Below are 21,288 nucleotides of genomic sequence, written 5' to 3' on the forward strand. Positions count from 1 at the left end.
GATAAGGGAACTTTATTTTGCAACTTGATATTTCTTGAATCCTCTATAGGTAAATGGTAAGGTAATTATTATAGTGAGAATTGATGTAACCACAATAACCACAGGAAGTGAAACAAGTCTTCCAAAAAAATTGTAAACATCATATACGCTGAAAACAAGGAAGGTGTTCATGGCATTTGCTGGTAAGAGGGATGTGATTTGCCTTATTAACAAGTTGGTTTTGCTGTTTGGTATAAAAAGAGGAACAAAAAGACACAATGCACTAACAATAATAACAGCATAAGATGTTTTCATACGCGAAGACAGTAACATTACTAATGCAATTACAGCAAGGTTTATCACATAACCAATAATTAATCCATATAGATAGACTTGAAATATTGTCAGAGGATAAGGGGCGATTAGTGAAATAATCTGCAGGTTAGCATTCCATCCCGTACTTCCATAGCAACATAGCATCAACAATGTAAAAATCAATATTCCACCAAAATATACAATTGTGGTAAAAAAGGTGGATGCAAGTATTTTTGCTGTAATAACTTTTCCTTTTCCGTATCGTGAAGATAAAATAATAGAAGCAGCGCCGCTCTTATATTCGGAAGCAAATATCGGAGAAATACATACACATACTGCAAAAGCAATTACCAACATTAATATTCCTAGACCTTTGGAAAGTATGTCAAACCAACCATCCGTATAGGCAAAATGATAAGGAGTATCTATTTTTCTGTTCAATTGCAAAAAATATTCTTTTTCTGCATCTGAATATTTTCCATAGGAATAATTCATGTTCAAGATATCATTGACTAAATCATATCTTTGCTCATAAAATCTACTCATATCCTCACTGGATAGACTGGATAGAATATAGTAATCATAGTTATTAGCACCGGAGAATACTCTGCGAATGAGATCAGCAACTTCTTGGTCCTTTTGAAGATACTTTCCATAAGCTTCATCGCTGATGCAAGAGCCACCATTACCATCTGAAACATAGTTCTCTTTATTATTACATATTGTTTGATAGTTAGTAAGAACTGAATCCAATTTATCCGTTGTCAAGCTGCCTTCCCAAACTAGCATTTGCTCTTTTTTTAAGTTAATAGCAGATAATCCATTTACCTCATTACCATTTTGGTCAACATAAGAGTTTTCAGATACAAACACAATCGCTAATAGTAAAACATATAGGAGTACACCAATCAAAGCACCGAAAGATGATTTGCGTCGAAATATTTTCTTCAATTCAAACTTAAATAGCATTATCATTATTTTCCACCTGCTTTCTTTTCTGGGCTCTTACCACTTTGTTGGTCTTGAAAATAATAAAGGTATAAATCTTCTAAAGTTGCTTCTACTGGTTTTGCTCCACTTACGGGCTTATTTTCTGCAATGATACGCAACTCTACATTTTTACCATTATGATGTAAATTACCAACGCAATATTGACTTTCATATTGTTCTACTTGATTTTGTGGAACGATACAACTCCATACATTTCCATTTGCAATGGCTATAAGCTCGTCAACTGCTCCAGTCATAAGCAATGTACCTTTTTTTATCATTAATATTTTATCAGCTATGTACTCAACATCCGATACAATATGAGTCGATAAAATAATAATCTTATCTTTGGAAAAATTAGAGATCAAGTTACGAAAACGCACACGCTCTTTTGGATCAAGACCAGCTGTAGGTTCATCCAATATCAATATCTTAGGATTATTCAGTACTGCTTGAGCAATTCCTAAACGTTGTTTCATTCCCCCTGAAAATGTACGTATTTTTTTACTAGCCACATCAGTCAATCCAACAAATTCTAGTAATTCTTTTGTTCGTATTTTTGCTTTTCGTTTATTAATTCCTTTTAATGCAGCAATATAATGCATGAATTCTTTCCCAGTAAAATCTGGGTAATACCCAAAATCCTGTGGAAGATACCCGAGCAAATTTCTATAGCTTTCACCCATGTCATCTATGCTGTTGCCATCAAGTAAAACTTCACCTGATGTGGGAGTTAAAACACCGCATATCATACGCATTAGCGTTGTTTTCCCAGCCCCATTGGCTCCTAAAAGTCCATATATACCTGGTTTTAATGTTGTAGATAATCGTTCTATAGCTATCTTGTTACCAAATTGTTTGGTAAGTCTATCAAGTGTTAATTCCATTGAATTTCCTCCTATATGTTGCATAAATAATGCTCATTCATTTTGTTTTTGCAGTTTTTTATCATTTTAAACACTTCTAACATTACACCTATGAAAGCAATAATAAACAAAATTACCCAGCACCAGATTGCAGATACCTCATATATTGACGGATACCTATATGAGATCATTCCTAAGGCAAATGAAATAAATAAACCAAGTGCCACGCAATAATAATTGCAATCCTTTTGTTTAAAATGATTCAATACCCATAAACAGGCAAAACATGTTAATAAAAACGGTACACAAATATAAATTATCACCGAGAATATTCCTATGGATAATTGCAATCCTGATATTACCATAAGAATCGTCAGGAATAATATATCCATTAGCCCTATTATGCAAATTCTTGTAATCATCAACTGCTTAAAAGAAAATCGAGTTGATATCTCAATTTCCATTGTTTCATATACATATGAACGGGATATTTCCGATATGCTGGATAATACAATCAAAGGCGAAGCAGCAGATAATATAGCAATAATTTCTGAACTGTCATATAGGAAAAACAAACCAATACAACATATCAATAAAATACCAATTTGATAAAACCATACTTTCTTTCTTATAAAACCAAATTGTCTAAAGAAAAATTGCAGAAACGATACTTGACTTTCTGTTGCTTGAAGTATTTTATTCCCTTGAATTATTGTATTTGACATTCCATCAGCCCTTGGAGCCGGTGGTACATCTCTATAAACTTCCCGTAAGCGTGTTTCAATATTATTTTTCAAGTGAATAACCCTCCTTCTCTAATTTTTTTAATTTTGATAATGCTGCCTTTAATCTATATTGAATAGCAAAAATTGTGGTTCCTGTTATGTCCGCTATCTCTCGTAGCTTCAAATCCTCCCCATATCGTAGAATTATCACCTCTTGTTGTGCAGAAGGTAATTTACTGATCATTTGTTTTAAGCTGATGTTGTCTATCACTTTATTTAAACTATTCATAGTTGAAAAGTCTAGGATTTCAGTTTTTTCGTCTAATAGAACTGGTTTTTTTTGTCTATACCAGTCATTACATAAATTTCTAGCTATTGTATATAAGTACGCTTTCAACTTACCACAATTTGAATAGGTATCAATATTACTTACAAATCGCAAAAAAGTATCTTGCGTAATATCCTGGGCAACGAAACTATCTCCAACTTTTTTATAGCAATAGCGATATATCATATCATAATGTTCTTCAATAATTTGAGTTAGTGCATTTGCATCTTGCTCTTGGGCTAATTTCATCAGCTTTTTTTGGAGCACATAATCACCTCCTACTCTTTATAACGGTATAGACTATCAAAATGTGTGAAAGAATTTTTATTTTTTATAATTTATTTTCTGTTAAAATGATTTACATTGATTTTAGGCTATCATACTCTCTTCTCATTATCAATGGTTCACTTCGCCAAACTAGGCTAGTATAACTTAGGGTATTAATATAATTGAGTAGGGGGTCATTCATTAATTGAATGACCGACCTCTCACACCACCAAGCATACCGTTCGGTACTTGGCGGTTCAATAAGAATTAACATACTTGTGCATATATTTCAGTTAAAGACACTAATCCTGATTTCTTTAGCTTTGCATTAGTTATGGTTTTTGATAAGATTGGGCTATGGGCTGTTCGCCAATAACCTTTTCTTGTATTTGCAAACTCCCATGCTTTTCCTTCATCAATACCTAGTTTTCTAAGATTCTTATACTTGGTTTTGATTTTCTTCCATTGTTTCCAATAGCACATGCGAAGTCTACTTCTTAACCATTCGTCCAATTGTCGCATTTTATCTTTCATTTTTGCCAGTTTAAAATAGTTAATCCAACCTACTATCACTTGTTTAATTTTTATATAGGTTGCTTTTATATTTCCTATTCTACTTCTGCCTGTCAGATACTTTATTTTCTCCTTCAACTTTCGTATTGACTTTTCATGTACTCTAAAATCCACTCCACCTTTTACGCAGTAGAATGAATAGCCTAAAAATTTCAGTTTCCATGGTCTACCAACTTTACTTTTTTCTTGATTCACTTTCAACTTGAGTCTTCCTTCAATAAACTTTGTGATACTTGCCATGACACGATGTGCTGCTTTCAAACTTTTCACATAAATATTACAGTCATCTGCATATCTTACGAATCGCAAACCTCTTGTTTCTAATTCCACATCTAACTCATTTAGCATGATATTACTCAATAATGGCGATAAATTTCCGCCCTGAGGCACACCTTTTGGTGGTTTACTGATGACACCATCTTTCATAACACCTGCTTGTAGATATTTCCTTATCAAACTTATAACTCTAACATCCTTGACTTGTTTATAGATTAATCCTATTAACTTATCATGGTTAACTGTGTCAAAATATGCCTCTAAATCTAAATCTATTGCATATCTATAACCATCATTAATATATGTTTTACATTGTTTCAAAGCATCATGACAGCCTCTATTAGGTCTAAATCCATAGCTATATTCTGAAAATATTTCTTCAAATATTGGACTTAACACTTGGGCTATTGCTTGTTGGATAACTCGGTCTACTACTGTTGGTATGCCTAATTGCCTTTTCTTCCCATTGTCTTTTGGTATTTCTACCCTTCTAACAGGTTGGGGAATATACTTCCCCTCTAGTATCGATTCCTTCAAGTCAGCACCATGTTCTTGTAAATAAGTTAGAAGTTCATCTACTGTTAATTTATCAATTCCATGGCTTCCTTTATTTTTCTTGACTCTTTTAAAGGCTTCGTTCATGTTGTCTTTGTCAAGAATTCTTTCTAATAACGCACTAGTATATACATTTTCGTCGTTTTGCTTCCTATCAGACGTCAGTGAAATACTATGCACTTTCTCTTTACCATCCAGTTCCACTTTACTCTCTAGAGAATAGTCTTCTTTATGAAGTTGTCTGCTTTTAACGTATTTCTCTGTTTCTTTCAATTCTTCAAAACCTCCTATCGTTCGGTCCTTCCTAGTCATTCTATAGCATGACTTAGTACTATGACCTCTGCTGACTTCTGATAGTTCAGCCATACATCACTGTATGGGTTGTTATTTCAACATTCATTTCCACAACTTATCTATCAGATCTCCCCAGGTAAGAGCGCAATCTTCCTCTCCATCTATCTGCCACATTTACATCTTTTGTTTTTGAGTAGTTATTGGACTTCGACTTGTTAAGCAGTCTTATCCACAAAAGATGCCTTTTATGTGATTTCTGTTCGTCAGACCAGAGATTTGCCCTCAGACTTCCTTCAGATTCGCAATCACTCACGACACCCTTGTCTTAGGCTATGCACTTTCCACTACTAGGACATGCTAGGGACTTTAACCCTTAAGATTGCGCCCATGCTGGGCGCACTTAAATAGCAGTAGATAGATGTGTATTCATCTATCTACTGCTATTTGAAAGTGAACTATATTTTTATTAATAGAGTTTTATAAGCCGAACATTTTTTCTTTTAGTTCTAGATAATATAAGTAATCTTCTTCTTTAACGTTAGGTGGACATCTATGGTCGCAAAATGGTATGTAGCCACCTTTTTCAACATATGGGACTAGGGTTTCCATATATGCTTTGATAGCTTCTTTTCCTGCGCCTAGTTGCATTTTATCGAATCCGCCCATTATTCGTAGTTGTCCTTCGTATTGGTCCAGTAATTCTCCTGGGTGTGAACAGCCGTTAACTTCAAAGGGGAATAGACAATTAATCCCTCCTTCTAGTAAGTATGGGAGGATCGGTCTAACGTCTCCGTCGCAATCGGTGTACCAGAGGTCTATTCCATATTTCATTAATTTTTTCTTTATCCTTTTATATCTTGGCATTACTATATCTCGAAAGAATGGTACTGATACTATTGGTCCGTTTTTGAAGCAGATATCTTCCCAGCCAGATGCAAAGTCAAAATCAAAGTGTGGTAATACTTGATCAAGAAAATCTTCTACTAGTAGACAACATGTTTCTACCATATCTTCAACCATGTCTGGATAATCGTAGCAAGCGTAGGCTAATCCTTCAAAAGTTAACATATCTCGTATTTTGCCGATCATGGAGCCGCAATTGACTCCTAGAGGATAATCTCTATCATTAGGGTGTTCTTTTATTAGTGATTCTATATCAATGATTCTTTTTGGGTCATCTCTTCGAAATCTCTCTTCTTTACACTTTTTCCAGTCTTCGGGGGTTACAATAGTTGCTTTAATGTAATGAGGTATGGTATCGTGAGCGTCTTTTGGTATTTCTGCCAGTAGTCCATCTCCATTAATTAATATATTGGTTGCTTCTCTTTCTTCAATGATTTTACATTCAAAGGCAGGACTCATCCATGTATTTCCATTGATACAAGCAAATTTGTCGAAGTTGAAAAAGATGTCTGCTTGTTCGTTGCTGGTGATATTATTGTCTTTGAATAGTTTCCATTGTTCAAAGTTTTCATCCCAATAACCGAATTCCATGTTAAAACATCTGTCCACTGGTTTGTAGTGCATTTGATTATTGAATCTTTCTCTGTCGGTCATAGTTCCTTTCCATTTATCCTTTATAGGCTTTAATTGCATAATATTCCCTCCTACAATAACTAGTTTACAATCATCTATAATATGCATTATAATATATACCAAGGGGTATTTCATGATACTAAATGATATAAAAATATAATAATATTGAACCTATTGTTATTATTAATAAATTGATACATTTAAAAATATGGAATATAAAGAAGGAGAGTCTTGAAGATGGAAAGTTTATATGGTTTAAAGAACACCTCTTGGTCTAAGCATCATTATATTAGTAGGAGAGCTTCTTCTATATTTTATGAACTACAATCTGGTGGACAGTTCAATTGTTCTCCTGATTATAGAACAGATCGTAATAATCATAATACAATGTTATTATTGTTGACAATAAAAGGGATTGGATATCTGGATTATAGGAACAAGCATTATAAGTTGACTGAGAATACAGGATTTATAATAGATTGTTCAGAACATCAGATATATTATTCAGATGAACAGAATCTCTGGAATATGGTTTGGATTCATTTTAATGGGTGTCAAAGTAAAGCTTATGTGCAGGAGATATTACATAGGATGGGACCTGTTTTTGAAGATAGAGACCATAGTATAAGGAATATGATTTTTGCTGTACTTAGTCTTTTTGATAGTCAAGATAGAAATATGGATATGCTGTTTTCTAAGCATATAGTTAATATAATGAGTAGTATTATAATGACAGGCATACGAGAAGGATATGATACTGTCAAAGAGGATATTATTGATGAAGTGATATCTTATATTAAGATGAACCTTAGTAAGAATATTCAGTTAGAGGATTTATGTAAGTTTGTTGGAGTAAGTAAATCTTATTTGATAAGAAAATTCAAGAATGTGACAGGCTATAGTCCCTACGAGTATATATTACTTCAGAAATTATCAGAAGCAAAAGTTTTGTTGATTCATTCAGATAAGAGAATCCACGAGATAAGTTTGTCAGTAGGCTTTGAGAGTGTCAGCCACTTCATAAAGTATTTCAAAAAAATAGAGGGGATAACCCCTCTGAAGTATAGACAAATATGGTCTTGATTATTTACCGTAAACTGGTCCAAAGTTATTACATGCTCTGTAGTCTGCACCTTGTAGATCGTCGAGTCCGAATGCACCCCAAGTTTTAGGTCTGAAGATTCTTTCTTCTGGTACATTGTGCATAGCTACAGGTATTCTCAACATAGATGCCAGTGTGATAAGGTCACCACCGATATGTCCATAACTTATAGCTCCGTGGTTAGCTCCCCAATTGTTCATTACAGAATATACATCTTTGAAAGCACCTTTGCCTGTTAAGTTTGGTGCAAACCAAGTTGTTGGCCAAGTTGGGTCAGTTCTCATGTTAAGTACATCATGAATGTCTTTATCAAGGTCAATAGTATAACCTTCTGCTATTTGTAGAACTGGTCCAAGACCTTTTATCATATTAACTCTTGCCATTGTTACAGGCATTTCACCATCTGTTTTGAATGTTGAAGAATATCCGCCGCCTCTGAAGTATCCTAAGCTTGCTGGTCCCCAAGTAGTGACATCCAAGCATTTTTTAGTTTCTTCTTCAGTAATTTCCCAGAATGGTTTCATTGCTGGTTTTCCATCTCTTGATTGTTGTCCTGTTGCATCAAGAGTAGTAGAACCTGAATTGATTAAGTGGATAATTCCATCAGCTGCTTTTCCAGATAATTCTTTTCCTGTTACACGTTTCACAGAATCAGGACTCCAATAAGTTCTTACATCTGAGAATATCTGTGCTGTTCCAGTAAGCAGATGTCCAAATAACATTGGTACAGCATTCAAGCAATCATTTTCTGTAGCGAATACAAATGCTTCTCTGATACCGTTCCAATCAAAGGATGAATTAAGGATTGTTTCCATGAAGTCACCATTAGGCATGAAATCTGTCCATTGTCTTTGACCTTGGAAACCACCAGCTATTGCATTATGTCCACATGATTCTTCAATATAACCTAACTCTGCTAGACGAGGATTACCAACCATTAAATCTTTTGCGATAAGAGTCATCTTAACAACAGTTTCCCATTCTTGGTCTTTTTGCTCTCTAGTATGTATCAATTCTTTGTCGTTGCGGTCTTCACCTTCAACACAATTTTCTTTTACCCATTTGATAGCTTTTTCGTATTCAACTGGATCATATATCTTATTATCCATACGTCTAATGAATTCAGACATATCAACATATTCGTTTCTCATACCAAGATAATCTTTGAAGAATGCTGGATTAACTACAGAACCTGCGATTCCCATTGAAACACTTCCAAGAGATAAATATGATTTGCCTTTCATGTTAGCAACAGCTAATCCTGCTTTTGTAAATTGTAATAATTTTTCTTTTACATCTTCTGGTATTGTTGTATCTTCTGCATCTTGAACGTCTTTTCCATAGATTCCAAATGCTGGAATACCGATTTGGTCATAACCTGCTAAGGCTGCTGCAAGATATACTGCTCCTGGACGTTCAGTTCCGTTAAATCCCCAGACAGCTTTTGGTGTTGATGGGTCCATATCAAGTGTCTCAGTTCCATAACACCAGCAACGAGTTACAGTGATAGATACTCCAACTCCTTCTGCTGCAAATTTATCAGCACATTTTGCTGATTCAGCTACCCCACCTATAGTTGTATCAGCGATAACACACTCTACTGGTAAACCGTTAGGATGGCGAAGATTCGTTTCTAAAAACTCTTTAACGCTTTTTGCCATATCCATTGTTTGATCTTCAAGGGATTCTCTAACCCCGTTACGTCTACCATCAATTGTTGGTCTAATTCCTACCTTTGGCATTCTGCCTTGTAACCTATTTGTACCTGTCATAAAATATTCCTCCTTAAAATTTATTAACCTTAACCCCTTTTATAAAGGGATTGTATACAGATTGTAATTAATATGAAACAAACATAGTAATCGTTTACTATAAATACAAAAAATATAAGAATATACATCTTTTGTATATACTTTGCTCCATTATATGACACATAAATATATGTCATACACTAGTTAATATAAAAATAAAAGAAATCAATTACTCAATATATAGTAATCGTTTTCTTTTATTATATAATCTTTTTATTATTTTATCAAGTCATTTATTCAACTAATTATATTATTTATATTAGAAATAATTTACATTAATTTAAAAATAATATCGACACTTGCAATTCCTTAAGTTTTTAACACACTAATAAATAACCATAGAATACATAAAAAAATCATATATAATGATAAAAAAGATTTTTACAGCTAGTTGCTTTTACTTCAAAATCAGATAAAATCAATAAGTGTAGCTGACTTATTATCATTACATATGATTTAATACTTTTCATATTTCACTTAATGTTCTTTTGACATATTAATAAATAATTAAGCAAAATTAACTAATTTAAATAAACAGTATCATATCGTACCAAACTGCTCCTCCATGTACAGACTCAGATAACCCTAAACTGGAGAATCCAAATTGCTCGTAAAATCCAATCAAATGTTCTTTACATGTCAATATCAGTCCTTTACGACCTTTTATCATTGCATCATTTATCAAATGTCTCATCAATCTTCCTGCAATTCCCTGATGCTGATATTCCGGTATTACATCAAGCCCAAATATGCTCTGATACGCTCCATCGTTAATATGCAATCCAGCATCTTCAAACATTTCGTCTCGAATTGTTCTATCATTTGTGACAGCTCCATTAATGAATCCTACAATCCTGCCATCCTTCTCTGCAACAAAAAAACTTTCTGGAAATGTATCTATTCTGCTGGCAATCGACTTCTTATCTGCAGCCTCTGCCGCTGGAAAACAAATTGCCTCAATTTCAATTATGGCATACAAATCCTCTTTTCGGACTTGCCTAATCTTATCCATCATACTGCACAACCTTTCATTTTTATAAGCACTCAGCTTTTCCTTCCAACATCATTTTTACTATTTCTTTATCTGTCTGACGCATTCCTTCACGCCCCAGACGACCAACATTCTTAATGGTAGCTTCTACCCCTTTGGTTACAATACCATCACCACTCTTGAATTCCTGACCGTTTTTATACATATGGTATCCTACGATACCAGCTTCAACACTTGAAGCAATTTTCCCAGCACAAGAAGGTTTTGCTCCATCACAAATGATTCCGGAAACTATAGCAAGAGAATTAACCAATGTATGTGCTATTTCATCATAGCCACCTCCTTGCAGGTAGGCAATACCACATCCTGCCGCACAACCTGCACTGACAGCACCACAATACGCAGACAGTCTTCCAATACCTGTTTTTAGATGTACTGCAATGAGATTCGAAATCACAAGTGCTCGATATAGTGTCTCCTTTGATACCGACAATTCCTTTGCATATTCTATAACTGGAATAGATACTGTTATCCCCTGATTTCCACTTCCAGAATTAATGATAACCGGTAACTCACAACCACTCATACGTGCATCTGAACCTGCTGCTGCCTTTGCAATTGCTCTATTTCTTACATCATTGCCATAATATCTAAAATAAGTAGACCCAATATTCGCACCATAATCTCCAAGTATCCCTTCTTCAGAGATTTGGGTATTGTAATAAATCTGCATATCCAGTACTTTCCTTACATCATCTATTTCACAGGAGTCAGCGAAGTCAATTATGTCCTTTACATTCAAAAGTCTCTTATCCATAAGCCCATTCTCTTCTAGGCATTCATCTTTGACGGTCTCTTGATCCGCATTCTCCAAATCCACAAGAACTTCTCCGTTTTTTTCTACATACACGATATTAGTATGGTAGTCACTGATTCTTACCTTAACTGATTCGTCTCTATAATAAAGGATTACAATAATATCAAATACTATTTCATTATCAAGCACTGATACATTAACCGGCACATCCTTTTTAAACTTCTTCATATCCTCTTTTTGCTTTTCAGACACTTCTGAAATAACTTCAAGTATTTTTTCTGCCCTACCTGCTACAATACCTGACACAACAGAGGCCTCAATACCTTTCATGCCGTTTGTATTTGGAACCACTACACTCTTGACATTCTTTACAATATTGTCACTGACTCCAATGTCTACCCGATCTGGCAGATTACCTAAAACTTCTCTAGCCTTTGCGCCAGCATATGCAATTGCAATAGGTTCTGTACAACCCATAGCTGGAACTAGTTCTTCCCTCAAAATCTGTACATAAGCTGCATATCTTCTATCCTCTTTATTCATATTATCACTCCACTTCTGTCATTATGCAAATTGTTATGTAATCTTTTCAAACATATCAAGCTCATTACAATAATAATGGCAAGTCCTATTTCATTTTTTATCTTCAAGGATCTCTACAATGGTTTTTTCAGTAGCTACCATACCTGGTGAAGCAATCATCCCCATATTTTTCATGGTTTCTTCTGGTGTGGCTCCATTAATTCCATGTGCATTATAAATATATACACCATTCATCGCCATATTCACTGAAGAATATGCTGCATCCACTGCAACTACTCCTTTCATGGTACAACCCTGATTTCCACCGTCACAAATCATACCAGTTATACTGCTTGCCATGTTATTAATCGTCATTACCATATTTTCCTTGTCGCCACCTCTCAGATTGACAAGACCACATGCCATACCTGTTCCTGCTGCAATGGCACAGCCACAAAAAGCTGACAACTTTCCAGAGTATTCTTTGATATACATACAAATCAGATAACTCAATGCAGTTGCCCTTAACAATGCTTCTTCAGAATATTTATTTACTCTATACGAGGCAAACAATGGCATTGTGGCAATTATTCCATGTGCCCCTGACCCAGTAATGCTCATTGCTGGTTTGGAAAGCCCAATCACACGAGCCTCAATAGCAGCGTTACAAAACAGTGAAGCTGTCTTTTGTTCATCATCTGAGATAATTTCTCCTCCATTTGCTTCAAGCAGATAACGTGCAAATGTAGTTCTATTGCTATTAATACCTTCCATCAATAGATCCCAATTCAAGTCATAAGCCTCTTTGATGAATTGAATTTCATCCAGAGATACTGTATTTGCATAGTCATAAAGTTGCTCTAATGTGTATTTATGAATCAGGTGACCATCTTCCTCTTGATTCACCACCGGTTGCTTTTTTTTATATATAACTTTTCCATTTTCTGTGATTTTAACAATATTTGTGTGAGTATCCCTTATTGTAACTGTTGCCTGGGAATCTTCACCGATAACTTTTGCTTCTATGAAAATTCGACTGGATATCTCACTCATATCTACAACAATTTTCCCTTGTTCAACAAGCTGCTTAGCTTTTTTCGCTTCCGTCTCCTTGATGCCTTCTAAACATTCCAGACCCTTTTTTGGATCAGCAGCTACTGCTCCCAATGCTGCAGCATGATAATTACCGACCTCATTACTACCTGGAATACCACATGTAAAGGCATTTTTATACATTCCACTATTCAATTTCAAAAAAACTTTCTCTACATCACCCTTTATCAGACATCTCGCTGTAGATACTGCTAATGCAATTGCTCCAGGCTCTGTGACGCCTAGTGCCGGTCTCATATCTTCTTTGATTAACTGAGATAATATGTGCATATTCTTCCTCCTCTAGTATAATATAATCATAGCAAAAAGCTATGGATATTAGCTGGACTTTTTATATCTTTAAAATTAATATTTGTTATGTTATACTAAACATTAGTTATAATGATTTCATTTGAAAGGACAATACAACTGATGGATTTTGGACTCAATATTGAGCAAAAACAAATAACTTCATATAAAACAATTTTATCTTCCGAGATTCTTCAAATGCCCTATACGGACTTAGAACACTATCTATACGAGCAAACTTTAGATAATCCCATACTTGATATTATGCCTGCATATCAAAATAACGATGATCCCGCAGTTTTGGAAATCAATCAACGTATTAGTTCACACGATGAACCTGATCGTTATCACAGAAGGAATTTTGAATCCAGCAATAACGATACTGTAAACTGGGTTGAAACTCAAGAAAATCAAGAGACTTTACAAAATTATCTATGGAGTCAACTACTTACCCGTTTCTGGCCGAATAACTGGGAAATTCCCCTTCGTTATATCCTTGATAGCCTAGATGAAAAAGGTTACTTTATAGACTCTCTCGAATTACTTACTAAACAATATTCCATTTCCATAGATCAAGCAGAAGAAATGCTGACCTTGGTTCAAAGCTTGAATCCTGCTGGTATTGGTGCACGAAATCTTGAAGAGTGTTTATGCCTGCAATTAAGTCGCCAAGGAATTCTAACTTCTGATTTTCAAACTTTTATTCATTCCAACTTGAATCTTATAATAAAAAACCAACTTGCTGCCATTACACGAAATACAGGACTTCCCCTAAGTACTGTTAAGAATTACTTTAACATAATTCAAAACTTAAATCCATGGCCAGGCGCTCTTTTTTCCTCATCTGAAAAAACATTATACATCACGCCTGATGTTACAGTCATCAACACCGAAAACGGGTTTGAAATTCAGTTAAATGATTCCATCATTCCTAAAATCATATTTAATGACTACTATATCAAACTCTATGAGGAAAGTGAAAATAACGAGGTGCACGACTATCTTCAAAAGAAAATCCAACAAGCCAAACTTCTTGAGCAATGTATCCAACAGCGTTATTCTACACTTACCTCCATCATCAAGACGTTGTTAAACATGCAGCAGGAGTTTTTCCATAATGGTCCCAGCTATTTGAAACCTTTGAAACAATCAGATGTAGCCGATATTCTTGGTATCCATGTATCAACTATAAGTCGAGCATGTAACCAAAAATATTTAAGATGTTCCTGGGGAACTTTTCAATTGAATCATTTTTTCGTAAGGGCAGCTTCTGTCACCAAATCTGATTCAACTACTTCGCTTGTCACAACTTTGGATGTTAAACAGGCTCTGTGTACACTAATTGAACAAGAAGATAAATCAAAGCCTTATAGTGACCGAATCTTAGCCGAATTACTTTCCCAACAAGGGTTCCAAATATCACGCAGAACTATTACTAAATATCGCAAAGAACTATCAATACCTGGAACCACCGGTCGAAAAATCTATTAAGTTATTTTAATGCAATAGCTTCAATTTCACACAAAACTCCTTTTGGAAGCGTCTTGACTGCTACACAACTACGAGCTGGCTTTGATAAAAAATAGTTGGCATAAACTTCATTGAAGGCAGCAAAATCGTCCATATCTGACAGAAAGCAAGTAGTCTTGAACACTTTTTCCATTTTACTGTCAGCTGATTCTAATATTGCTTTTACATTTTTACAACTTTGCTCTGCTTGTGCTGTTATCCCTTCTGGAACCATGCCATCCTTTGGGTCTACTGGAATCTGACCGGATGTATAAATAACCCCATTCACCTCAAATGCTTGAGAATAGGGACCAATTGCACCAGGTGCCATTTCTGTGTTTATTACTTTCATATTAAAATCCTCCTTTAATCCTAAATATCCAATATATTTCTCTTTTTGTTATAAGACGGGCAAGTTCTCTGACAATACTTCCCCGCCTCATTTACATAATAATAATATCAATTAAGACTAGTACTAATTATTATTTTTAATACATCTTAGCTAGCCTTTTTGGTCAACCAATTTTTCCCTTCGACCACACGAGTAACCATCATTGATGCAATGGTGTCACCTGAAGCATTGAGACAGGTGGCTGGTGGATCAACTAAAAATCCAATGGTAGCAATAAGTGGAAAGGCTTCTGCAGGAAATCCAAACAAACTAACAATCAGCATCTCTCCTACAAGACCGCCTCCAGGCGCACCCGATAGGACAAACGCACTCAAAATTGCTACAACGATGGACATTGCATAAGTACCTACTCCAGTATATGGAATCTGGAATATTCCAAATAGAAAAGCTATCTTTGTAATTGATGAAAGTACAGATCCATCCATATGCATGGTTGCTCCCATAGGAAGCACAATATTACTGATATCTTCCGAAACTCCAATTTTCTTACAGGCTTCCATATTTACTGGAAGAGTTGCCACAGAACTCTGTGTACCAAAAGCTGTTATTGCGGGATTTATTATATTTTTCAGCATCCTTTTCACCCCAAGTTTTCCTCCTGCAAGGTACGCATAAAGTGGAAAGAATACTACTGCATATATAAGACATAATGGATAATAGACTAACACCACACGTCCATAGTCCCCAATAAGTTGAGGTCCAAACTCACCTACCAGATTAGCAAAATATGCACCAAGACCAATTGGAGCTAACTTCATAATCATACTAACCATCTTCATAATAACTTTATTAAGATTATTTAAAAGTTTACCTACGGGGCTTTCTTCTCCACCTGTTGCGGCTACTGCCAAACCAGTCATTATGGCAAATACAATAATCGGCAACATATTTTTCCTACTAAGAAGACCAGTAAAATCATTAACAGTCACTGACTTAACAATCATGGAACCGATGCTAGTAGCTTCTCCCATCTCTGCAGTACCCATTGAAATGGTTGTATTAGCAGCAGGTGGGAAAATATTTACTGTAACCAATACCAACACTGAAGCAATTAATCCAGTTGTAATAAAAATTAACACCAAGCTTCCAAGAATCTTACCTAATCGTTTCATATTCAACATACTACCCACTGCACTTGTGATGGACACAAATACCATTGGGACAACGATTGTAAACATAAGATTAATAAAAATATCCCCAAGTGGTGCAAGAACTGTTGCCTTTTTCCCCATAACCGCACCAATAATAGCTCCTGTAACAATACCCGCCAATAGAATCAGCGGAAAACGATAGCTTTTCCAGACTTCTTTCTTGTTCATATCTTTTTCCTCCGTTTCATTAAAGTAATTGCTGATTTTTTAACCCCAAAGTTTTTTATACTAATTTTCATCCCATCTTTACATTTCTAGGTTACTAATTTTCTAAGGTGTCAACTGCATCTTTAAGCTGTTTTAGTGCTGTTACCAATGTTTTTCTTGGACAAGCAGCGTTTAGACGCATGAAACCTGACAGACTACGTCCAAAAGTATACCCTTCATTCAAACCGATTTTTGCTTTGTCGATCATAAAACTTCGAAGCTCCTCATTGTTCATTCCAAGTTCACGACAATCCAGCCATACCAGATAAGTAGCATCTGGTAAATTTGGTTTGACCTTAGGTATGTAAGCTGCACAATACTCCACAATAAAATCAAAATTATTAGAAATATATTGTAAAGCTTGTTCCAACCACTCCTCTCCCTCTCTATACGCTGCTTCCATTGCTACTGAACTAAACGCATTGTTCCTATGAATATCCATATTCCCCCAGAAATCGTCAAATGCTTGCTTCATTTCCAGATTAGGAAAAATGGTGGTAGATGCCTGTAATCCAGCTAGATTAAACGTCTTGGTTACAGACACACATGTAACAATGTTGTCTGCTATCTCTTTAGAAATTGTAGCAGTACGAGTATGTTTCTTTTCATGAAAAATCAGATCAGAATGAATTTCATCAGATATCACCAACACATCATTAGCAATACAGATTTCAGCCATTCTTCTAAGTTCTTCCGGTTTCCAAACAATTCCCAATGGATTATGAGGACTACAAAGCATGAAAATCTTACAATCCTTAACTTTCTCTTCAAAATCCTCAAAATCAATAACCCATTTTCCATTCTTTTCTACTAACTGATTTTCTACAACTATACGATTCAATGCTTCAGTAATATCATAAAACTCGGAATACACTGGAGTCTGAATCATAAGCTTATCTCCCTCATTACTAAAAATCTTAATAATTGCTGACATCGCAGGAACAACACCTAGACTCCAACTCATTAGGGATGTATCAGGTTCCCAATTATACTTCTTCATTTCCCACTCTTTTACTGCTTCAAAATAACTTTCTGGCCGTGAAGTGTAGCCCCATATTCCTTCCATCGCTTTTTTCATGCAAGCGTTAATAATCGGTTGAGCTGTTTGAAAATCCATGTCTGCTACCCAGAGAGGAATTACATCCGACGTTCCAAATTTCTTGAAACGTTCATCATATTTAGATGATCGGTTGTTGCTACGGTCAATTACTTCATCAAAATTGTACTTCATAAATAAATATCCTCCTTTCTTTGATACCCTCTTATCTCTTACATTTATATATAGTGCAAATACCGTGCCAAATTTTTAGGAATACCAAATAGTGCCCTGGATTAATCAATAAATTAATATATATAACCTTTCAATATATATTCAATCTTACCCATTTCTTTCTTATCATATAATAAGTTGACTTTAATTGTTTTATTTGCAAATAATAACGTATCATTTATTAATTTGAGTTGTTACATAATTGGTTAAAATGGTTATATCCTATTAATTGGTTATGTTTTAATTGTTTTTAACCATTTCCTATCAGCAATATACTCCAATTATAAAAAAATGAGGATGCTTCACTCTTTAAGTTCCACACCCTCATCTTTTTTTATACCCCTTTATTATTTTGTTCTTGCCAATACTCTCTACCTTTAACCGTTATCCTACTCCCACCTCTACCTCGACCAATAATTACAAAACCAAGATCTGCTAACTGTATCAGTATTTCTCTAACCTGTTTTTGAGAAATAACCAAATGTTGTTTTTTCGCCATTTGCAGAATTTTTTCACGACCAATATATTCATCCCTTTCACTTGCTTCATACAATTGCTCCAATACAAACTCAAACAAGGAAGTTGACTTTTGATTAGGAATTATCTTATCTAATTGGTCATTATTGCTATTTATTATTTTTTCTTTTTTTTCACAAATCATATTTTTCATTTTAAACATAGTCGGTGGTAAATCCTCAACCTCCACCATCTGTTTTCCCAGATAGTTAAAATACTCTACTGCATTTTGAAGCTCCCTAACATTACCAGGCCAAGAATAGTGTTGTAGAAAATTCTTCACTTCTTCTGACAACTCAAAAGTTGCATCAAACACAGTTTTAAAATTATCAAGAAGCAGCAAAATGTCAGTACCACGTTCTCTAAGTGGAGGCACCAAAACTGTCAACGCATTCAGTCTGTAATATAAATCTTTTCTAAAACTTCCATTTTTAACGTTTTCCTCTAGAAGTTCATTGGTCGCAGCTACAATACGTACATCAACTCTCACAATTCGACTACCACCAACCCTCATAACCTCTCCTTCTTGTAAAACTCTAAGCAACTTAACTTGCATTGCAAGACTCATACCCTCAACTTCATCTAAAAAAAGAGTTCCTTGATGAGCAAATTCAAATAAGCCAAGACGTCCTCCTTTTTTTGCTCCTGTAAACGCTCCTTCTTCATAACCAAACAACTCACTCTCCAACAAATTCTCAGGCATTGCTGCAACATTTATAGGTATAAACGGACCATTTGAACGCTTAGATGCTTGATGAACCGCATGGGCCAACAATTCTTTACCGGTCCCTGTTTCTCCCACAATCAAAATAGGACTCTCTGTAATAGCCATTCTTTTTAGTATTTCTTTTACACGCTTAATAGGTTCTGCCACACCAATTACGTCATCAAATGTGTATTTGGCATAATGCCCTTTTTGCAGCAACTGCTTTCTCAATTCATTTTGCCGTGATTCTTGCTCATTGAATCGTTGAAGGGTAGCAAACGCACCAATACATTCATTTTTTCTCATAACCGGGATAACAGCGATAGAAATATTTGAACCATACAATTTGGTTACTGATTCAGGAATTTCTTCCTTATTTTTTAATGCTTGATAAAACGGAATGTAGGGAAATACATCTTCTCCTCTTTTCCAAAGTACGAATTCCTCTGACACCTTAGCAATTTCACATGCTTTTTTGTTACAAGCAAGTATTTCCCCTTTTTCATTTACTCCTATTAATCCTTCATTCAATATTTCCATAAGAACATGAAACTGGCTTTCTCTACTTCGAGATTTCGCATACATCAAATCGAAACTATAGTGATTTGAAGCAACAATTTTAGCATAATTCAAAAAAGGCTCTGTTTCCAATAAATTCTCCAGATTCAGTCGAAGCGCCATCTCAATCATCATCCCATATGAACATGGACGGTGATCACAATCTATAACCATTTTAACTTCATCAGGCACATAACGTGATTCTCCAGGTGTCAATGCAATGTCAACCTTCTCATCTAATATGGCTCCAGGATAAAATGGAATAAACCGTAAATGGTTCACTCCAAGCGCATTCAGTTGAGTAATTGCTTCACGAGCCATAGTCTCAGTTACGTTTACCAACAACACAGATGTACCTTCTGGAATTTTCCATAATTGTTCCAATGTTTTCCATAGGAAAGTAACTTCAATTGACATCACTTCGCTATCTACCGGCACATGGCGATCAACTTCTTCTGTAGAGCCATAAGCATCAGTTGAAATGGCAAATAAATCAGCTCTTGGCAACTTTCCTATAGCGGATCCGTCACGCACACTATATACAACAATTTCGGCATATTCACCGAACAAACTTTCTACTTCTTCTGCATATGACGCACCAGCCAATGGATCCAAGACTACTACCGAAATTTGTTTTTTCATAAACATGAATATCTATTCCCTTCATATTTGTATAGACTCAAAAATCAATAATCAATTATTTGATCACATTTTTTCAACAACTCCAAAAGCCTTCAACCATTGTCTTGCTATTAATGCATGTCCTGCTTGTGTAGGATGAACTCCATCCAAAGTCCATTTCTCCATAGGCTGGATTGTTGCTGCTCTTGCAAATATACCATCTAGAGGAATAAATTCAGCATTGAACTCTCTTGCTAGAGATCTTACTACATGGATTTTAGGGTCTAAGTCTTCTCTCCATTTATCCTGCCCAGCAGACCAGCCTTCTGATTCTTCAATTACAGGTAATAAGAAAGGTTCCATAATGATAATCTTAGCTTCTAATTTTTGTTTTATATTCGTAAGAATCTGTCTATATGTAATTTCAAAGCTATCAACTGAAGTAGGGTCATTACTATCATATCTACGCCAGCAATCATTGATACCTATCAATATGGAAACTACTTCTGGTCTTAGGTCGATGCAATCTTCTTGCCACCTTTTTTTAAGGTCTGATACTCTATTACCGCTTATTCCTCTATTAAGAAATCGTAATTGTTTTTCTGGATGTAATGCTGTTAACCATGATGCAACCATATTAGCATAACCAAAACCAAGTTCTAAATATTCATTACTTGTCCTTCCACAATCAGTAACACTGTCTCCTTGAAATAAGATTAATGAATCATCTTTGACATTATTTATCATATATATTACTCCTTTCATTTATTCGTTTTTTTCCATCTAATAAATATTAGCCTCATTATAACATGATTATATTATATTTAATATCCTACATATTCAATTATTACACTTAGATATTTATTTAGAAATCTATTATTTATTGTTTACATCCATAATTAAAATTAATATTCTTCCAATTGTAGAATATTCTTCTTATGATTAGCCCAAGATAAATATGAAGAAACCATAAAAACAATATTTAGGAGG

17 protein-coding genes are annotated in these 21,288 nt (G+C 34.9%); 2 read left to right on the forward strand and 15 right to left on the reverse strand.

Annotation, left to right across the window (positions count from 1 at the left end; all coding sequences use genetic code 11):
* Positions 1-12 precede the first annotated feature (12 nt).
* The 6 genes from HYG85_RS07125 to HYG85_RS07150 all read right to left on the reverse strand — a co-directional run bounded on the left by HYG85_RS07125 (position 13) and on the right by HYG85_RS07150 (position 6,764).
* Positions 13-1,269: an ABC transporter permease gene (locus HYG85_RS07125; protein WP_212692892.1), complete on the reverse strand. Its 1,257-nt coding sequence runs from the start codon at positions 1,267-1,269 to the stop codon at positions 13-15.
* A complete protein-coding gene (locus tag HYG85_RS07130; protein WP_212692893.1) occupies positions 1,269-2,171 on the reverse strand; it encodes an ABC transporter ATP-binding protein in 903 nt (300 codons plus the stop codon). The genes HYG85_RS07125 and HYG85_RS07130 overlap by 1 nt, the downstream gene beginning before the upstream one ends.
* Positions 2,172-2,182: 11 nt before the next feature.
* Complete coding sequence (locus HYG85_RS07135; protein ID WP_212692894.1) at positions 2,183-2,947, reverse strand: hypothetical protein; 765 nt, start codon at positions 2,945-2,947, stop codon at positions 2,183-2,185.
* Positions 2,937-3,470: an RNA polymerase sigma factor gene (locus HYG85_RS07140; protein WP_212692895.1), complete on the reverse strand. Its 534-nt coding sequence runs from the start codon at positions 3,468-3,470 to the stop codon at positions 2,937-2,939. Before HYG85_RS07140 ends, HYG85_RS07135 begins: the two co-directional genes overlap by 11 nt.
* 267 nt (positions 3,471-3,737) lie before the next feature.
* Positions 3,738-5,240 (reverse strand): group II intron reverse transcriptase/maturase, encoded by a 1,503-nt coding sequence (ltrA, locus tag HYG85_RS07145; RefSeq protein WP_244971266.1) that lies wholly within the window; start codon positions 5,238-5,240, stop codon positions 3,738-3,740.
* 405 nt (positions 5,241-5,645) lie between these two features.
* Entirely contained in the window at positions 5,646-6,764 is a 1,119-nt protein-coding gene (locus HYG85_RS07150) for a uroporphyrinogen decarboxylase/cobalamine-independent methonine synthase family protein (RefSeq protein ID WP_212692896.1), read from the reverse strand.
* A gap of 177 nt (positions 6,765-6,941) precedes the next feature.
* Between HYG85_RS07150 and HYG85_RS07155 the strand changes: the two genes are divergently transcribed.
* Positions 6,942-7,787 (forward strand): helix-turn-helix transcriptional regulator, encoded by an 846-nt coding sequence (locus HYG85_RS07155; RefSeq protein WP_212692897.1) that lies wholly within the window; start codon positions 6,942-6,944, stop codon positions 7,785-7,787.
* Here the strand turns inward: HYG85_RS07155 and HYG85_RS07160 are convergent, their stop codons facing one another.
* The 4 genes from HYG85_RS07160 to HYG85_RS07175 form a co-directional block, all read right to left on the reverse strand.
* A complete protein-coding gene (locus HYG85_RS07160) occupies positions 7,788-9,578 on the reverse strand; it encodes an L-fucose isomerase (protein WP_212692898.1) in 1,791 nt (596 codons plus the stop codon).
* A gap of 565 nt (positions 9,579-10,143) precedes the next feature.
* Positions 10,144-10,632, reverse strand: coding sequence for a GNAT family N-acetyltransferase (locus HYG85_RS07165; protein WP_212692899.1), 489 nt, complete (start codon positions 10,630-10,632; stop codon positions 10,144-10,146).
* Positions 10,633-10,651: 19 nt separating this feature from the next.
* On the reverse strand, positions 10,652-11,968 hold the full coding sequence (locus HYG85_RS07170) for an L-cysteine desulfidase family protein (protein WP_212692900.1): 1,317 nt from the start codon (positions 11,966-11,968) through the stop codon (positions 10,652-10,654).
* Between the two features lie 90 nt (positions 11,969-12,058).
* The gene (locus tag HYG85_RS07175) at positions 12,059-13,330 is read right to left on the reverse strand and encodes an L-cysteine desulfidase family protein (protein ID WP_212692901.1); all 1,272 of its coding nucleotides are present in this window, start codon (positions 13,328-13,330) and stop codon (positions 12,059-12,061) included.
* A 141-nt stretch (positions 13,331-13,471) separates the two neighbouring features.
* Here HYG85_RS07175 and rpoN point away from each other — a divergent pair, with 141 nt between their 5' ends.
* Positions 13,472-14,839, forward strand: coding sequence for an RNA polymerase factor sigma-54 (rpoN, locus tag HYG85_RS07180; RefSeq protein ID WP_212692902.1), 1,368 nt, complete (start codon positions 13,472-13,474; stop codon positions 14,837-14,839).
* A gap of 1 nt (position 14,840) precedes the next feature.
* Here rpoN and HYG85_RS07185 read toward each other — a convergent pair whose 3' ends face one another.
* From HYG85_RS07185 to HYG85_RS07205, 5 genes are all read right to left on the reverse strand, one after another.
* Entirely contained in the window at positions 14,841-15,209 is a 369-nt protein-coding gene (locus tag HYG85_RS07185) for a RidA family protein (RefSeq protein ID WP_212692903.1), read from the reverse strand.
* Between the two features lie 146 nt (positions 15,210-15,355).
* Complete coding sequence (locus tag HYG85_RS07190) at positions 15,356-16,588, reverse strand: dicarboxylate/amino acid:cation symporter (protein ID WP_113672296.1); 1,233 nt, start codon at positions 16,586-16,588, stop codon at positions 15,356-15,358.
* A 94-nt stretch (positions 16,589-16,682) separates the two neighbouring features.
* Positions 16,683-17,858 (reverse strand): MalY/PatB family protein, encoded by a 1,176-nt coding sequence (locus HYG85_RS07195; RefSeq protein ID WP_212692904.1) that lies wholly within the window; start codon positions 17,856-17,858, stop codon positions 16,683-16,685.
* A 373-nt stretch (positions 17,859-18,231) separates the two neighbouring features.
* Complete coding sequence (locus HYG85_RS07200) at positions 18,232-20,319, reverse strand: sigma-54 interaction domain-containing protein (protein ID WP_212693718.1); 2,088 nt, start codon at positions 20,317-20,319, stop codon at positions 18,232-18,234.
* A gap of 63 nt (positions 20,320-20,382) precedes the next feature.
* Positions 20,383-21,045, reverse strand: coding sequence for an SGNH/GDSL hydrolase family protein (locus HYG85_RS07205; protein WP_212692905.1), 663 nt, complete (start codon positions 21,043-21,045; stop codon positions 20,383-20,385).
* Between the last annotated feature and the right edge of the window lie 243 nt (positions 21,046-21,288).

The sequence above is a fragment of the Vallitalea guaymasensis genome, assembly GCF_018141425.1.
Taxonomy (GTDB): Bacteria; Bacillota; Clostridia; order Lachnospirales; family Vallitaleaceae; genus Vallitalea; species Vallitalea guaymasensis.

Coding starts and splice junctions, on each gene's coding strand:
- HYG85_RS07160 (WP_212692898.1), bottom strand. CDS start 9,578: ATGACAGGTACAAATAGGTTACAAGGCAGAATGCCAAAGGTAGGAATT.
- HYG85_RS07205 (WP_212692905.1), bottom strand. CDS start 21,045: ATGATAAATAATGTCAAAGATGATTCATTAATCTTATTTCAAGGAGAC.
- rpoN (WP_212692902.1), top strand. CDS start 13,472: ATGGATTTTGGACTCAATATTGAGCAAAAACAAATAACTTCATATAAA.
- HYG85_RS07200 (WP_212693718.1), bottom strand. CDS start 20,319: ATGAAAAAACAAATTTCGGTAGTAGTCTTGGATCCATTGGCTGGTGCG.
- HYG85_RS07150 (WP_212692896.1), bottom strand. CDS start 6,764: ATGCAATTAAAGCCTATAAAGGATAAATGGAAAGGAACTATGACCGAC.
- ltrA (WP_244971266.1), bottom strand. CDS start 5,240: ATGGCTGAACTATCAGAAGTCAGCAGAGGTCATAGTACTAAGTCATGC.
- HYG85_RS07165 (WP_212692899.1), bottom strand. CDS start 10,632: ATGATGGATAAGATTAGGCAAGTCCGAAAAGAGGATTTGTATGCCATA.
- HYG85_RS07190 (WP_113672296.1), bottom strand. CDS start 16,588: ATGAACAAGAAAGAAGTCTGGAAAAGCTATCGTTTTCCGCTGATTCTA.
- HYG85_RS07155 (WP_212692897.1), top strand. CDS start 6,942: ATGGAAAGTTTATATGGTTTAAAGAACACCTCTTGGTCTAAGCATCAT.
- HYG85_RS07195 (WP_212692904.1), bottom strand. CDS start 17,858: ATGAAGTACAATTTTGATGAAGTAATTGACCGTAGCAACAACCGATCA.
- HYG85_RS07170 (WP_212692900.1), bottom strand. CDS start 11,968: ATGAATAAAGAGGATAGAAGATATGCAGCTTATGTACAGATTTTGAGG.
- HYG85_RS07130 (WP_212692893.1), bottom strand. CDS start 2,171: ATGGAATTAACACTTGATAGACTTACCAAACAATTTGGTAACAAGATA.
- HYG85_RS07125 (WP_212692892.1), bottom strand. CDS start 1,269: ATGATAATGCTATTTAAGTTTGAATTGAAGAAAATATTTCGACGCAAA.
- HYG85_RS07175 (WP_212692901.1), bottom strand. CDS start 13,330: ATGCACATATTATCTCAGTTAATCAAAGAAGATATGAGACCGGCACTA.
- HYG85_RS07185 (WP_212692903.1), bottom strand. CDS start 15,209: ATGAAAGTAATAAACACAGAAATGGCACCTGGTGCAATTGGTCCCTAT.